The sequence below is a fragment of the Hydrogenophaga sp. genome (assembly GCF_030651625.1).
GTDB lineage: Bacteria > Pseudomonadota > Gammaproteobacteria > Burkholderiales > Burkholderiaceae_C > Hydrogenophaga.
In genome coordinates this window covers 94,293-109,297 of record NZ_JAUSCF010000004.1, presented here as the reverse complement: position 1 = coordinate 109,297, position 15,005 = coordinate 94,293, and the positions used below count along the sequence as shown (strand labels likewise).

The 15,005-nt window shown below is 64.7% G+C and carries 13 protein-coding genes; 12 read left to right on the top strand and 1 reads right to left on the bottom strand.

The annotated features are described in order from the left end of the window. The 4 genes from Q7V46_RS01380 to recX all read left to right on the top strand — a co-directional run. On the top strand, positions 1-710 hold a 710-nt coding region (locus Q7V46_RS01380), incomplete at its 5' end, for a nicotinamide-nucleotide amidohydrolase family protein (RefSeq protein ID WP_304911708.1). Further along, on the top strand, positions 595-1,296 hold the full coding sequence (gene thpR, locus Q7V46_RS01375; RefSeq protein ID WP_370690249.1) for an RNA 2',3'-cyclic phosphodiesterase: 702 nt from the start codon (positions 595-597) through the stop codon (positions 1,294-1,296). The genes Q7V46_RS01380 and thpR, both read left to right, overlap by 116 nt. A gap of 82 nt (positions 1,297-1,378) precedes the next feature. After that, positions 1,379-2,485 (top strand): recombinase RecA, encoded by a 1,107-nt coding sequence (gene recA / locus Q7V46_RS01370; RefSeq protein WP_370690248.1) that lies wholly within the window; start codon positions 1,379-1,381, stop codon positions 2,483-2,485. 48 nt (positions 2,486-2,533) lie between these two features. Then, complete coding sequence (recX, locus tag Q7V46_RS01365; protein WP_304911705.1) at positions 2,534-2,992, top strand: recombination regulator RecX; 459 nt, start codon at positions 2,534-2,536, stop codon at positions 2,990-2,992. A gap of 444 nt (positions 2,993-3,436) precedes the next feature. Here the strand turns inward: recX and argC are convergent, their stop codons facing one another. Beyond that, positions 3,437-4,348 carry an N-acetyl-gamma-glutamyl-phosphate reductase gene (gene argC / locus Q7V46_RS01360; RefSeq protein ID WP_304911704.1) on the bottom strand — a complete coding sequence of 304 codons (912 nt, stop codon included), beginning with the start codon at positions 4,346-4,348 and terminating at the stop codon, positions 3,437-3,439. A gap of 188 nt (positions 4,349-4,536) precedes the next feature. On the opposite strand from argC, the gene sucC reads away from it, so the two are divergent. From sucC to Q7V46_RS01320, 8 genes are all read left to right on the top strand, one after another. Next, complete coding sequence (sucC, locus tag Q7V46_RS01355) at positions 4,537-5,697, top strand: ADP-forming succinate--CoA ligase subunit beta (protein WP_304911703.1); 1,161 nt, start codon at positions 4,537-4,539, stop codon at positions 5,695-5,697. 146 nt (positions 5,698-5,843) lie between these two features. Further along, positions 5,844-6,737, top strand: a complete 894-nt coding sequence (gene sucD, locus Q7V46_RS01350; protein WP_304911702.1) for a succinate--CoA ligase subunit alpha — start codon at positions 5,844-5,846, stop codon at positions 6,735-6,737. 328 nt (positions 6,738-7,065) lie between these two features. Then, the gene (locus tag Q7V46_RS01345; protein WP_304911701.1) at positions 7,066-9,729 is read left to right on the top strand and encodes a CHASE2 domain-containing serine/threonine-protein kinase; all 2,664 of its coding nucleotides are present in this window, start codon (positions 7,066-7,068) and stop codon (positions 9,727-9,729) included. Continuing rightward, complete coding sequence (locus tag Q7V46_RS01340) at positions 9,726-10,511, top strand: Stp1/IreP family PP2C-type Ser/Thr phosphatase (protein WP_304911700.1); 786 nt, start codon at positions 9,726-9,728, stop codon at positions 10,509-10,511. Before Q7V46_RS01345 ends, Q7V46_RS01340 begins: the two co-directional genes overlap by 4 nt. Before the next feature lie 43 nt (positions 10,512-10,554). Beyond that, positions 10,555-11,199, top strand: coding sequence for an FHA domain-containing protein (locus Q7V46_RS01335; protein WP_304911699.1), 645 nt, complete (start codon positions 10,555-10,557; stop codon positions 11,197-11,199). Positions 11,200-11,257: 58 nt separating this feature from the next. Beyond that, entirely contained in the window at positions 11,258-13,507 is a 2,250-nt protein-coding gene (locus tag Q7V46_RS01330) for a CHASE2 domain-containing protein (protein ID WP_304911698.1), read from the top strand. Beyond that, positions 13,504-13,659 (top strand): hypothetical protein, encoded by a 156-nt coding sequence (locus Q7V46_RS01325; protein WP_304911697.1) that lies wholly within the window; start codon positions 13,504-13,506, stop codon positions 13,657-13,659. Before Q7V46_RS01330 ends, Q7V46_RS01325 begins: the two co-directional genes overlap by 4 nt. After that, positions 13,656-14,468, top strand: a complete 813-nt coding sequence (locus Q7V46_RS01320; RefSeq protein ID WP_304911696.1) for a 3',5'-cyclic-nucleotide phosphodiesterase — start codon at positions 13,656-13,658, stop codon at positions 14,466-14,468. Before Q7V46_RS01325 ends, Q7V46_RS01320 begins: the two co-directional genes overlap by 4 nt. The last annotated feature ends 537 nt before the right edge of the window (positions 14,469-15,005 follow it).

Genomic DNA, 15,005 nt, shown 5'->3' with positions numbered 1-15,005 from the left:
CGCGCGGCATCCCGCCGGTCCGGCTGCGATGCACCGGCATCACCGAGTCGGACGCACAGGCACTGGTGGAGCCCGCGATTGCGCCGTACCCGGACGTGGAATTCACTATCCTGGCTGCGCCCGGGGATGTAGAGGTCGTGCTCTTCGCCGACGCGCAGGACACAGGGTCGCTCGATCGCGCACGCCACGCGGCGCGCGAAGCGCTCGGCGATGTGTGCTACTCGGCGGACGGCTCATCACTCGCAGAGACCGTGATCGGACTCGCCCGCGCTGGCGGTGTGCAGCTGGCATGCGCAGAGTCGTGCACCGGGGGGCTTGTGGCAGCAGCTCTCACCGATGTTGCCGGCGCGTCCGACGTCTTCGGCGGGGGAGTAGTGGCCTACGCGGATGAGGCCAAGCTGCACCTGCTCCACGTTCCGGCAGAGTTGCTGTCGGCCCACGGGGCCGTGAGCGAGGCGGTGGCGCGTGCCATGGCCGAAGGTGCGCTCCCGGTGGCCGGCGCAACGCTGGCTGTCGCCACCACCGGCATCGCGGGTCCGGGTGGCGCCACGGCCGACAAGCCCGTGGGACTCGTGTGGTTCGCCGTCGCGCGGCGTGGCACAGAGACCCTCACCACCGAACGCTGCTTCCGTGGCGACCGCGAGCGCGTGCGAGACCAGGCGACCGCCACCGCGCTCGACCTGCTCAGGCGAGAGCTTCAGGGGGTGTAGGGTGCCTCGCGCATTTCTCGCCATCTCGCTGCCACTCAGCCTTCGCTCGACATTCGTGGCATGCCGCGAATCTCTCATCACGCACGATCCTTCCTGGCGCGGCGAGAAGTGGGTCGCCGAGGAAAACCTGCACGTGACGCTCCGCTTCCTCGGCAGCGTGCCCGAGGATGCATGCGCCGAAGTCGCCGATCGCGTGAGAGACGCGCTGTCCGACGTCGGGACGTACCGGCTTCGGCTCGACACCGTTCGCGCGATTCCGCGACCACGATCCGCCTCGCTCCTGTGGGTTGGCGCGAGCGCGGGAGCCGAGGACACGGTCGGCGTCGCCTCCCGCATCGCCGGAGCGACCTCGTTTGTCGATTTCACCCCCGACGGACGCGAGTTCAAGACACACGTCACGCTGTGCCGGGCCCGCCATCCGCGGCGGATCGCGACCGCCGCGCTCGACGAAGTGGAGCACCTCCTACGACGCTCGGACGAACGCGCCACTACAATGTCAGTGCGGGAGGTTACGCTCTTCGCGTCGACGCTCACGCCCCGGGGGCCGGTCTACGAGGAACTTGCGATCATCCCCCTCGGTACGTGATTGACATCGAACGTATGTTCGTGTAGCGTCCGAGGTAGCCTTCAGGGGGTCGCCCGACCGGGATAAGGAGCGGAAGAGAAGCATGGAACGCGAGAAAGAGAAGGTGCTCGACCTCACCAGAGAACAGATCGAGCGCAAGTTCGGCAAGGGCTCTCTCATGCGGCTGGGCGAGCATGCAGCTACGCAGGTCATCGATTCAATCCCCACCGGCTCGCTCGCGCTCGACGCCGCGCTGGGCATCGGCGGTGTGCCTCGAGGCCGCATCGTCGAGATCTACGGTCCGGAGTCGTCCGGCAAGACGACCCTCGCGCTACAGATCATCGCGGAGGCCCAGCGCGCCGGCGGTGTGGCCGCGTTCGTCGACGCGGAACACGCGCTCGACCCCGCCTACGCATCCAGGCTCGGCGTGGACATCGACGATATCCTGATCTCACAGCCCGACACGGGCGAGCAGGCGCTCGAGATAACCGACATGCTCGTCCGCTCCGGTGCGATCGACGTCATCGTCGTCGACTCGGTCGCTGCACTCGTCCCTCGAGCGGAACTCGAGGGTGAGATGGGCGACGTGACAGTCGGCCTCCAGGCGAGGTTGATGAGTCAGGCGATGCGCAAACTCGCCGGGTCGCTTAACCGTTCGCAGACCACCTGTATCTTCATCAACCAGCTGCGGGAGAAGATCGGCGTGATGTTCGGCAGCCCCGAAACCACCACCGGCGGCAACGCGCTGAAGTTCTACGCCTCGGTGCGCCTGGACATCCGCCGCACCGGCACCATCAAGAAGGGCGACGAAGCCATCGGCAACGAGACCAAGGTCAAGGTGGTGAAGAACAAGGTGGCGCCCCCGTTCAAGACCGCCGAGTTCGACATCCTGTTCGGCGAAGGCATCAGTCGCGAAGGCGAAATCCTGGACCTGGGCGTGGTCAACCGCGTGGTCGAGAAGTCCGGTGCCTGGTACGCCTACAGCGGCGAAAAGATCGGACAGGGCCGCGACAACTCGCGCGAGTTCCTGCGCGAAAACCCCGAACTGCGCCTCGAGATCGAAAACAAGGTTCGCACCGAACTGGGTGTGCCCCTGCTGCCCACCGACGAGGAAGAGGCACCGGTCAAGGGTGGCAAAGCTGACAAGGCCGAAAAAGCAGGCAAAACCGACAAGCTCGACAAAGGTGAAAAGCTGCTCACGGCCGAATGAGGTCCGAACGTGAGGGGGCGGTTGAACCCGTGAACCGACGAGGTCCGCATGGGGTTTGACCAGCCGTCGCTCAAGGGCCGCGCCCTTCGGCTGCTGTCCGGGCGCGAACACTCGCGTGCGGAATTGCAACGCAAGCTCGCACAGCATGAAACCGAGCCCGGCGAACTGGCCCGCGCGCTGGACGAGCTGCAGGCCAAGGGCTTCATCAACGAACAGCGGGTGGTGGAGTCGGTCTTGCACCGGCGCGCCGCCCGGCTGGGAGCGGCGCGGGTCAAGCAGGAACTGCAGGCCAAAGGCCTGGACCCGCAGGCGGTGGCCGAAGCCGTGGCCAGTCTGCAAGACACCGAGGAAGCCCGCGCACGCGACGTCTGGCGCAAGAAGTTCGGTGTGCCGCCGCAAGACGCCAGCGACCGCGCCAGACAGATGCGCTTTCTGCTGGCGCGGGGTTTCAGCAGCGACGTGGTGCGACGCGTGGTGCGCGGCGGCGCGACGGACATCGATGATTGACGGCGGTTAGTCTCAAATTTCAGAGCACCGTTGCAAGCAACATCAAACCCTCGGGGGCAGCGACCCGCGCAGCGGCGGAGCGTGGGGGCAAAGGACCGACCGCAGCGCAGGGCCGCCCCAAGCAAGGTCAGCCCCCTCGGGGGGCAGCGACCCGCGCAAGCGGTGGAGCGTGGGGGCAACGGACCGACCGCAGCGCCGGGCCGCCCCAAGCAAGGTCAGCCCCCTCGGGGGGCAGCGACCCGCGCAAGCGGTGGAGCGTGGGGGCAACGGACAGACCGCAGCGCCGGGCCGCCCCAAGCAAGGTCAGCCCCCTCGGGGGGGCAGCGACCCGCGCAAGCGGTGGAGCGTGGGGGCAACGGACCGACCGCAGCGCCGGGCCGCCCCAAGCAAGGTCAGCCCCCTCGGGGGGCAGCGACCCGCGCAAGCGGTGGAGCGTGGGGGCCTCTATATTTCCAGCATCAGTTTGAGATTCTGTACCGCAGCACCGCTCGCGCCCTTGCCCAGGTTGTCAAGACGGGCCACCACCACCGCGTGCTGCGCTTGCGCGTTGCCGAACACGCGGATTTCGAGTTTGTTGGTGTTGTTGAGGGCGAGCGCATCGAGTTTGCCGTCTTCTGTGGCTGGCAATGCCCGCACCCATTCACTGTCAGCGTAGTGCTTCACATAGATGGCGTGCAGGTCGGCGAGGGTTGGCTGGCCGGGCAGGGTGTCCAGGTGCAGTGGCAGTTCGACCAGCATGCCCTGGGCGAAGTTGCCCACGGCAGGAACGAAAATCGGCCGGCGGGTCAGGCCGGTGTAGGCCATGATTTCGGGAATGTGTTTGTGCTGCAGGCCCAGGGCGTACAACTCGTACGCGGGAGCGCTGGCCTTCTCAAATGCCTCGATCATGGTGCGCCCACCGCCGGAGTAGCCGCTTACTGCCGGGAGGCAGACCGGGTGATCAGCGGGCAGTACGCCCGCGTCGACCAGCGGGCGCAGCATGGCGATGGCACCGCTGGCGTAACAACCGGGGTTGGCCACGCGCGAGGCGTTGACCACTGCTTCGCGCTGACCGGCAGCCAATTCGGGAAAACCGAACACCCAGCCCGGCGCCGTGCGATGGGCTGTGGAGGCGTCGATGATCTTGGGTTTGTGACCAGCCAGCGAATCGATCATTGCTACCGATTCGCGAGCGGCATCGTCGTGCAGGCACAGGATGACCAGGTCAACCTGCGACATCAGCTCCCGTTTGGCGGAGGGGACCTTGCGCAACTCGGGCGCGATGCTGACCAGCTCAATCGCGGGAATCAGTTCCAGCCGCTCGCGGATCTGCAGACCCGTGGTGCCCGCCTCGCCATCAATGAATACCTTGGCCATTGCCTTTTGCCTTGTCAGTTCAGATTCAGGGAAATGCACATAAAGTCGCGTGTTCCGCTGCGGTGCGGCGACCCAGGTTGGTGCATTGCAGCATGATACATTTCCCGGTTGCCGTGTCCAGTGCCTGTGGTCCGGTTGCCTGCTGTTCGGCCGGGAACAAGAAACCCATCCAGTCTGAGAGAGACCTCATGAAAATTCACGAGTACCAAGGCAAGGAAATCTTGCGTCAATTTGGTGTCCCTGTGCCCCGTGGCATTGCGGCGTTCACGGTGCAGGAAGCGGTTGAGGCCGCACAGAAACTGGGCGGCCCGGTGTGGGTGGTCAAGGCACAGATCCACGCCGGTGGCCGTGGCAAGGGGGGTGGCGTCAAGGTCGCGAAATCCATCGATGACGTGAAGCGACTGGCCACCGAGATCCTGGGCATGCAGCTCAAGACGCACCAGACCGGACCCGAAGGCCAGAAGGTCCGCCGTCTCTATATAGAAGACGGTGCCGACATCCAGAAGGAATATTACGTGTCGGTCGTCACCGACCGCGGCACGCAGAAAATCGCCTTCATTGCCTCCAGCGAAGGTGGCATGGACATTGAAGAGGTGGCCCATTCCACCCCCGAAAAAATCATCACCGAGTTCATCGACCCGTTGACCGGACTGGGCGATGAGCAGGCCAAAAAGATCGCCGACGCCATCGGCATGCCGGCAGATTCCACCGCCCAGGCCGTGGACATCTTCCAGAAGCTCTACAAGTGCTACATGGACACCGACGCTTCGCTGGTGGAAATCAATCCCCTGAACCGCGACGGCAAGGGCAACGTGATTGCGCTGGACGCCAAGTTCAACTTCGACGCCAACGCGCTGTTCCGTCACCCTGAAATCGTGGCCTACCGCGACCTGGATGAAGAAGATCCGGCCGAAGTGGAAGCCTCCAAATTCGACCTGGCCTACATCAGCCTCGACGGCAACATCGGCTGCCTGGTGAACGGCGCCGGTCTGGCGATGGCCACCATGGACACCATCAAGCTGTTCGGTGGCGAGCCGGCCAACTTCCTGGACGTGGGCGGCGGCGCCACCCCCGAGAAGGTCACCGAAGCCTTCAAGATCATGCTCAAGAACCCGAAGGTCGAAGGCATTCTGGTCAACATCTTCGGCGGCATCATGAAGTGCGACACCATCGCCACCGGCGTCATCACCGCCTGCAAGGCCGTGAACCTGTCCGTGCCGCTGGTCGTGCGCATGAAGGGCACCAACGAAGAGCTGGGCAAGAAGATGCTGGCTGAGTCCGGCCTGCCCATCATTGCGGCCGACACCATGGCCGAAGCCGCGACGAAGATCGTCGCCGCCGTCAAATAATGACCCACCCCCGATGCGCCTGCGGCGCCTCCCCCGTAAGGGGGCACCACCAGCAGCCCGTCCTGAGCATGTCGAAGGGCGGTTCTGCGGTGGCCGCTGGATAGGCAAGGCGAGCGCACCCATCAGCATCTGGACAAGGAATCATCATGAGCATTTACATCAACAAAGACACCAAGGTCATCACCCAGGGCATCACGGGCAAGACGGGCCAGTTCCACACCGAAAAGTGCCAGGAATACGCAAACGGCAAGAACTGCTTCGTGGCCGGCGTGAACCCAAAGAAGGCCGGCGAGTCGATCTTCAACATCCCGATCTATGCCTCCGTCAAGGAAGCCGCGTCCCAGACCGGCGCCACCGTGTCGGTGATCTATGTGCCGCCCGCCGGCGCGGCCGCCGCCATCTGGGAAGCCGTGGAAGCCGATCTGGACCTGGCCATCTGCATCACCGAAGGCATTCCGGTGCGTGACATGCTCGAAGTGCGCAACAAGATGAAGGCCAAGGAAGCCGCCGGCGGCAAGCGGACCCTGCTGCTGGGCCCCAACTGCCCCGGTCTCATCACCCCCGACGAAATCAAGATCGGCATCATGCCCGGCCACATCCACCGCAAGGGCCGCATTGGCGTGGTGAGCCGCTCCGGCACGCTGACCTACGAAGCCGTGGCCATGCTGACCGAAGTGGGTCTGGGCCAGTCGAGTGCCGTGGGCATCGGTGGTGACCCCATCAACGGCCTCAAGCACATCGACGTGATGCAGGCCTTCAACGACGACCCGGACACCGACGCCGTGATCATGATCGGCGAAATCGGCGGACCGGATGAAGCCGAAGCCGCCATGTGGTGCAAGGCCAACATGAAGAAGCCCATCGTGGGTTTCATTGCTGGCGTGACCGCCCCTCCCGGCAAGCGCATGGGCCACGCCGGTGCGCTGATCTCTGGCGGCGCCGACACGGCCGATGCCAAGCTCGCGATCATGGAAGAGTCGGGATTCATCATCACACGCAACCCGTCTGAACTCGGCAAGTTGCTCAAAGCCCAGCTGTAAACGAAACAAGACGCGCGTCCGCGTGAAGAAGGCAACGCTTGCGTTGCCTTTTTTTTCGCGCCTGGGCAGGGTGAGGCGTTAAATATGCAGTCGGGCTTGAACTCCAATGGATTTTGAAACAAAATGCAACAAGCCAGAGCCAGAGCCTGATCCTGTCTGCCTCCAGCCCATCACGCGGTGACACCCGCCGGGATGCTGGGCAATCTTCCGCGGCGCACAACCAGCCGCATTTCCTGCAGGGTGCCATTTGTCCAGCAAGCGAGCAAAAAAGACGGAAGGGAGGAGAGGCCCATTCTGGCGAAGCGACACCCTGGCAGGGTTGTCGGTGATGCTGCTCGCGCTGGCCCTGCACGCGTCGACCGACCTTTTTTCCGGCCTTGAGCGGCGCTTCTACGACTTCGGTGTGGCGAGCAGCGACAGGGTACCGAACGATCGGCTTGCCGTGATCGCCATCGATGACCGCAGCATTGCCAACATTGGCCGGTGGCCGTGGCCACGCGAAGTGCATGCGCAGCTGATAGACCAGTTGTCTGCTGCTGGCGCCAAAACCATTGCCCACACGGCGTTCTTTTTTGAGCCCCAGACCGACCGTGGCCTGGTGGAGTTGCGTGCCCTGCAATCCCGGATCGACGGCACGTCCAGCTCCGTGCCACGCATGGATGGCCTGAGTGACGCGGCGCGCAGCGAACTGCAAAATTTCATCGCCGAAGCCGAGCAACGCCTGGACTCCGATGCGCGCCTGGCCGGCAGCATGCAGCGGGCCGGCAACGTCATCGTGCCTTCGTTGTTTGTTCTGGGTGAACCCCAAGGGCGGCCGGACGCGCCTCTGCCTGCTTTCGCCCAGCGCAACGCCATCAGCGCCCCCGTTGGCTTCGGACTGCCTGCACTTCGCACACAGCAACCCCTGCCAGCCATTGGCTCGGCGGCGGTGGCCGTGGCGCATCTCAACCAGACCGCCGACGTCGATGGCGTGGTGCGGAGGGAGCCGCTGTTCATTCATTTCGACCAGATGGCGATTCCATCGATGGGGCTGAGCATTGCGGCCCACAGCCTGAACCTGAAAATCGCCGACATCGGGTGGGTGCCCGGTGAAGGCATCCGTCTGGGCAACAGGGTCATCCCGAGCGATGATTCGGCACGCGTGCTGCCGCAGTTCTACCGCGATGCTGGCGCCCAGCGGGCCATTTCAGTGGATGCTTTCTATGACGTGATCTCGGGGGCCATTCCAGCCAGCAAATACGCCGACAAGATCGTGATCATCGGCGCCACCGCGGCCGGGGTGGGTGGTGCGTTCGCCACGCCGGTTTCGGCGTCGATGTCGCCCGCCGAAACCATGGCGCACATCACCTCCAGCATTCTGGGGGGGCATTTCATTGCCGAGCCCGTGTGGGGGGGGCTCGCGGTGCTGGGGGTTTTGTTGCTGGTCGCGTTGTACATCGTTGCCGGACTGCCCAGGCTGGGGGCGGCAGCCAGTGCCTGGATCACGGCAGCGCTTTTTGTGGCGCTGCTGGGGTCCCAGTTCGTGCTGTTGTCGTCAACGTCGCTGTGGCTTCCACTCGTGTTCCCTGCCAGCCTGTTGCTGATTGGCCACGGCGCCATCACCACCCGCCGCTTTCTCGCAACCGAGGCGGGCAAACAACACACCGACCGCGAATCCGCTGAAACCAACCGCATGATGGGTCTGGCCCTGCAGGGCCAGGGCCAGCTCGACATGGCCTTCGACCGCTTCCGCCGCGTGCCCCACAGCCTCGACCTGATGCAGAACCTGCAGCAACTCGCACTGGACTACGAGCGCAAGCGCCAGTTCAACAAGGCCGAGGCGGTGTACGCCCACATGGCCGACATGGACCCCAGAGACGCCGACGTGAAGGCCCGCCGTGCGCGTGCCCGGAACCTGTCGGAAACGGTGATGCTCGGCTCTGGCGCGTCCCACCCAGGGGGCACGCTGCTGCTGGCCGAAGGCGGGGTGGAGAAGCCGATGCTGGGCCGCTACCAGGTGGAAAAAGAACTCGGCAAGGGTGCCATGGGTGTGGTCTATCAGGGGCGCGACCCCAAGATTGGCCGTGTGGTGGCCATCAAGACACTCGCGCTCAGCGCGGAGTTCGAAGGCCATGAACTGCACGACGCACGCCAGCGCTTTTTTCGTGAAGCGGAAACGGCAGGGCGCCTGCAACACCCGCACATCGTCACCATCTTCGACGCCGGCGAAGACCACGATCTCGCGTTCATTGCGATGGAGTTCCTGCAAGGTCGCGACTTGCTGGAGCACACGCGGGCAGGCAGTCTGCTGCCCGTTGATGCGGTGATTCGCATCGGCGATCAGGTGGCGCTGGCGCTGGACTATGCGCACCGCCAGAATGTGGTGCACCGCGACATCAAGCCCGCCAACATCATGTTCGACCCCGCCTCCCAGTCGGTCAAAGTCACCGATTTCGGCATTGCCCGCATCACCGATGCGAGCAAGACCAAGACCGGCATGGTGATGGGTACGCCCAGTTTCATGTCGCCGGAGCAACTGGCCGGGCAGCGGGTGGATGGCCGCTCCGACCTGTATTCCCTGGGTGTGACCCTCTACCAGTTGCTGACCGGCAGCCTGCCTCTGGCAGGCGATTCCATGGCGGCCCTGATGTACCAGATCGCCAACCAGCCAGCGCCCAGCGTGCGCAGCGTGCGCCCGCAATTGCCGCAGGCACTCGCCGATATACTGGATCGCTTGCTGGCCAAAAAGCCCGATGCCCGGTTTCAGACCGGGGCAGAGCTCTCAAACCAGCTGCGTGAAGTGCTGGCAACGGGCCTGCACGACACGCAAGATGAAGCGGCCCCCATGGCGACAGACAACACATTCGAGAAAACCCGGGCATGGGCGTCCGGGCAGGCAGAAGCGACCTCCACCACAGAATTCGAAACCACCGCCGTGGTCGCTCAGACGAACCCTCCAGACAACAACAATTCAGCCGGATTGCGGGGCGGCCCCCATCCAACTCGATCATGAATTTTGAGTATTTCAGCCTCACCGACACCGGCATGCTGCGCGACAACAACGAAGATTCCGTGGCGCTCGATGTCGACAATCACATTGCCATCCTGGCCGATGGCATGGGAGGCTACAACGCCGGTGAAGTGGCCAGTGCCATGGCCACCACCTTTGTTCGCAGCGAACTCGGACGCTGGATGGCCGAGGGAGGCGCACAGGCCAGCTCGCGCGAAATCAAGCGCGCGATGGAAATCTGCATCGACAATGCCAACCGCTCGATCTTCAACGCCGCCAACTCACAGCCGCAATACGCCGGCATGGGCACCACGCTGGTCATGGGGGTGTTTCAAGAAGCCCGCACACTCATTGGCCACGTGGGCGACTCGCGCTGCTACCGCCTGCGCGAAGGTGCCTTCGTGCAACTCACACGTGATCATTCCCTGCTGCAGGAGCAGCTCGACGCCGGCCTCATCACGCCCGAGCAGGCCCAGTTCGCCACGCACAAGAACCTGGTCACCCGCGCCCTGGGTGTGGAAGACACGGTGTTGCTGGAAGTCAACGAATTCCGCGTGGAAGAGGGCGATCTCTTCGTGCTCTGTTCCGACGGATTGAGCGACATGATCAATGACCAGCGCATTGCGGCCCTGCTCGTGACGGCCGGCACACTCGAGGAAAAAGCGCACGCCCTGATCGACGCAGCCAATGACAGCGGCGGACGCGATAATATTTCAGTCATACTGGCAGCCGCCAGAAGCAAGCCCGTGCGCAAGGGCTTGTTGTCTCGAATGCTGGGTCAATGATCGCTTTCCAGATCCCGTTTTTTAGAGTCCACAGGAGTCGGCCATGCCGAAAATGATCGTATCCATCGACGGTGTCGTCATGAAAGAAGTGCAGCTCACCAAAGACCGCACGACCCTGGGCCGCCGGCCCTACAACGACATCGTGATCGACAACCTGGCGGTCAGTGGCGAGCACGCCGTGATGCAGATGTCGGGCGCCGACGTGTTTCTGGAAGACCTCAACAGCACCAACGGCACCTACGTCAACGGCAAGGCCATCAAGAAGCAGCAGTTGCAGAATGGCGACACGGTCGAGATCGGCAAGTACAAGATCAAGTTCGTGAACGACAGCTTCGCGGACAAGCACGAAAAGACCATGGTCATCAACTCGGGCGCTGTCGTCGAACAGTCCGCCCCGGCCCCGGCAGCCGCTTCGGCAGGTTCCGTGGGCAATGCCGCCATCAAGGTCATGTCGGGTGCGGCGGCCGGGCGCGAAGTGCCGCTGGTCAAGGTGGTCACCACCATCGGCAAACCCGGCGTGGCCGTGGCGGCCATCACCCGCCGTCCGCACGGCTACGTGGTGGCGCTGGTTGAAGGTGCCACGCGCCCCACCATCAATTCCAAGCCGATGGGCACCGAAGCCGTCGATCTGCGGCATGGCGATCTGATCGAACTGGCGGGCACGCAAATGCAGTTCATCCAGAAGTGATGCACCAGGGCGCGAGCCCTGGGCCAGGTACCCACGCCTCTCACGTCCGGCTCTCCGCATGCAGGCGCTGAGCAAACACGCCGCCCGCATCGCGGTCACCCTGCTTCCGCTGATCTTTGCACTGCTGCATGCGGCAGGCGCGCTGCCCATGGGCGTGCTGCAGCGGCTCGACGACATCATTTTTGACGCCCGCCTGCGCGCCACCATGCCGCAGACGCTCGACGAGCGGGTCGTGATCATCGATATCGATGAACAGAGCCTGGCCGAGGTGGGCCGCTGGCCCTGGTCGCGCAACCACCTGGCCCGTCTGGTCGACACCCTGTTCGACGACCATGGCATCGCCCTGCTGGGCTTTGACACGGTGTTTGCCGAGCCCGACGACAGTTCGGGCCTGCGCCAGCTGGAAGCCCTTGCCCAGGGCAGGCTGGCCGATGTGCCGGGCCTGGCCGAACATATCGAACAACTGCGCCCCGAACTGGACCACGACGCCCTGTTTGCCCGCAGCCTGCAGAACCGCCCTGTGGTGCTGGGTTACTACTTCACCAGCGACCGAGACGGACGCAAGAGTGGTGTGTTGCCCGAGCCCGTGATGGAACCCGGCGCCCTTCAGGGGCGCACCATTCGCGCCACGAGCTGGAATGGCCACGGCGCCAACCTCGGTTCACTGATGGCGGTGGCGCCACAGGCCGGGTTCTTCAACGCCATCACCGCCAGCGATGGCGTGGTGCGCTCGGTGCCGCTGCTGGCCGAGTTCGAAGGCCGTTACTACGAATCGCTGTCGCTGGCCATGTTCCGCCGGCTGGTGGGGCTGCCCACAGTGGAGCCGGGCTTTCCCGCCGGCGGCCTGCTGCAGCGCCGGTACCAGGCGCTGGAGAGCGTGCGCCTCACCCAGGGCGGCACCGAGCTGGCCATTCCGGTGGACGACCGGGTGCTGGCGCTGGTGCCGTTCCGCGGGCCTGGTGGGCCCCAGGGCGGTTCGTTCCGCTACCACTCGGCGGCCGACGTGCTGGCCAAGCGCATCCCCGGCGGTGCGCTCAAAGGCAAGATTGCGCTGCTGGGCACCACCGCGCCTGGCCTGCTCGATCTGCGCGTCACGCCCGTGGGCCAGACCTATCCCGGCGTGGAAACCCACGCCAACCTGATCGCCAGCCTGCTCGACGGCGAGATCCTGGTGCGGCCCGACTACGCGCTGGGTTATGAGGTGCTGGTGCTGATTGCGGCTGGCCTGGTGCTGGCGCTGTGGCTGCCGCTGCTGTCGGCCACACGGGCAGTGGCCTTGAGCTTGGGCGTGGTCGGGGCCATCGTGGCGCTGAACTTCTGGCTCTACGTGGGCCATGCCCTGGTCTTGCCACTGGCCACCAGTCTGGTCATGGCGGCCCTGGCCTTTGCGCTCAACATGAGCTATGGCTACCTGGTGGAAAGCCGCGCCAAGCGCGAACTCGCCCACCTGTTCGGTACCTACGTGCCGCCCGAACTGGTCGACGAAATGGTGAAGGACCCCGACCGCTACACCATGGCCGCCGACGCACGCGAACTCACCGTGATGTTCTGCGACATGCGCGGCTTCACCCGCCTCGCTGAAACCATGGCGCCCACCGAGCTGCAGGCCTTGCTCAACGCCGTGTTCAGCCGCCTCACCCATGTCATTCGCCAGCACCGTGGCACCATCGACAAATACATGGGCGACTGCGTGATGGCCTTCTGGGGTGCGCCCGTACATACGCCGGACCACGCCGCCCTGGCGGTACAGGCCGCACTCGACATGGCCGCCGAAGTCGACGCCATCAACCGCGAACATGCCCGGCAAGGCTTGCCCGCGATCGGCGTCGGCATTGGCCTGAACACCGGCGACATGTGCGTGGGCGACATGGGTTCCGACGTGCGCCGCAGCTACACCGTCATTGGCGATGCGGTCAATCTCGCGTCCCGGCTGGAAGGCCTCGCCGCCCGGTACGGCGCGACGATTGTGGCCAGCGACACCACGCGCGCCCAGTGTCCGGGGGTTTTGTGGCAAGAACTTGACAGGGTGCGTGTCAAGGGGAAGGCACACGCCGTGACGATTCACACACCGTTGTGCCGCGCCGGTGACGCTTCCCCAGATCTGTTGAAAGAAATGGCCTTGTGGAAGCAGGCGCTTTCGGCCTGGCGCGCGCAAGCGTGGGACGATTGCGATGTGTTGTTGCTCAACCTGAGCCGGCAGAATGCGGAAAAAGTCCTTTACCAGCGCATGACTGAGCGGGTAGCCTTCATGCGTCGCTCACCCCCCGAATCCAGTTGGGACGGCGCGACCACTTTCGACACCAAATGAATCCATTCTCCAGTCAGGGCGAGCAGCAAGGCAGCCACACCGGCCGGGCTGCGGTGCGGCTGGTCAGCATGGCCGTCTGTCGCCCTGAAGCCAGAATGCCCAGTGCCCGGCACGCCGGTTCACCACCACCCGTTGCCACCACCACCCCATGAAGGTACGCGTTCTGGGCTGTTCCGGTGCCATTGCACAGGGTTGCCGCACCACTTCTTTTCTGCTCGACGACGATGTGCTGATCGACGCCGGCACCGGCGTGGGCGATCTTTCGCTCGACGAAATGGCGGCCGTGAACCACGTGCTGCTGACCCATTCGCACCTCGACCACGTGGCCAGCCTGCCGCTGATGATCGACGCCGTGGCCGCACGCCGCCTGGCCACGGGCGCCCCGCCGCTGCAGGTGCACGCCCTGCCCGGCACCATCGCCGCCCTCAAGGCCCACATCTTCAACAACCTCATCTGGCCGGACTTTTCCTCCATCCCCAGCGCCGCCAGCCCGCTCATGCGCTGCACACCCATTGCCGTGGGCGAGGTGCTGCAGGTGGGTGGCAAGGCGGTGGAAGTGCTGCCCGCCGTGCACACCGTGCCCGCCGTGGGCTTTGCGGCCAACAGCCCGTCCGGCCACTGGGTGTTCAGCGGCGACACCAGCCGCAACCCCGCCTTCTGGCAGCGCGTGAACCAGCTGCCGGTGGCCATGCTCATCATCGAGACCGCCTTCAGCGACCGCGAAGAAGCCCTGGCCCAGCGCAGCCTGCACCTGGCCCCCAGCGTCCTGGCCGACGAACTCGACCAGATCGCCCCTGCCGCTGCGGGCGCGACCTACCCGATCTACATCACCCACACCAAGCCCGCCGAAACCGGACTCATCATGGAAGAGATCCGCGGCTTCGACGACATGCCCAGCCGTGCAGATGCGGCACGGCACGACATCCGCTGGCTGAGTGCGGGGATGACGTTTGAGCTTTAGGAACACCCCCCTGCGCCGCTGACGCGCTGGATTCGGTACTCCCCCCTGCGCTGCTGACGCAGCTTCCCCCCTCTCTGGCGCGCCCTTCGGGCGCTTGGAGGGGGGGACGACCTCTCGGGGCGGCAGAGCCGGACCCTTGTGGTCCCTGGACAAAGACACTGCGCGCTGACACCAGTGCCTTGCCCCCTCTCCCGCTTGCGGGAGAGGGTTGGGGTGAGGGCCTGCATTTGCAAGCGTGTCAGCCTTGATCACTATGCCTCCGTGGGATCTCTCATCTGCCCAGGTTGGCCGCTGCTCTTTGCGCGCAGATCAAAAGGCTCGAAGCCGTCTGCGCTGATCCTCATGTGGCTTGTGGTCAATGAGAAGTTCCAGAATCACCGGGCCGCTCTGCGCCCGGATTGAAGCCTTCACACGGGCCGTGTAAAGTGCAACGTTGTGCCCACCCACCAGCTCATCGACGCCCGCAGTCTGGCGCTACACCGCGCGGTGGCGGCCAAGCTTCGAAGGGACTACGCGCTGTTTGAGCGCGCCCAGCTG

Excerpts from the sequence above, each read along its gene's own strand:
- recX (WP_304911705.1), top strand. The coding sequence starts at position 2,534 with ATGGGGTTTGACCAGCCGTCGCTCAAGGGCCGCGCCCTTCGGCTGCTG.
- Q7V46_RS01340 (WP_304911700.1), top strand. The coding sequence starts at position 9,726 with ATGAATTTTGAGTATTTCAGCCTCACCGACACCGGCATGCTGCGCGAC.
- recA (WP_370690248.1), top strand. The coding sequence starts at position 1,379 with ATGGAACGCGAGAAAGAGAAGGTGCTCGACCTCACCAGAGAACAGATC.
- argC (WP_304911704.1), bottom strand. The coding sequence starts at position 4,348 with ATGGCCAAGGTATTCATTGATGGCGAGGCGGGCACCACGGGTCTGCAG.
- Q7V46_RS01330 (WP_304911698.1), top strand. The coding sequence starts at position 11,258 with ATGCAGGCGCTGAGCAAACACGCCGCCCGCATCGCGGTCACCCTGCTT.
- Q7V46_RS01325 (WP_304911697.1), top strand. The coding sequence starts at position 13,504 with ATGAATCCATTCTCCAGTCAGGGCGAGCAGCAAGGCAGCCACACCGGC.
- Q7V46_RS01320 (WP_304911696.1), top strand. The coding sequence starts at position 13,656 with ATGAAGGTACGCGTTCTGGGCTGTTCCGGTGCCATTGCACAGGGTTGC.
- Q7V46_RS01335 (WP_304911699.1), top strand. The coding sequence starts at position 10,555 with ATGCCGAAAATGATCGTATCCATCGACGGTGTCGTCATGAAAGAAGTG.
- Q7V46_RS01345 (WP_304911701.1), top strand. The coding sequence starts at position 7,066 with ATGCTGCTCGCGCTGGCCCTGCACGCGTCGACCGACCTTTTTTCCGGC.
- sucD (WP_304911702.1), top strand. The coding sequence starts at position 5,844 with ATGAGCATTTACATCAACAAAGACACCAAGGTCATCACCCAGGGCATC.
- sucC (WP_304911703.1), top strand. The coding sequence starts at position 4,537 with ATGAAAATTCACGAGTACCAAGGCAAGGAAATCTTGCGTCAATTTGGT.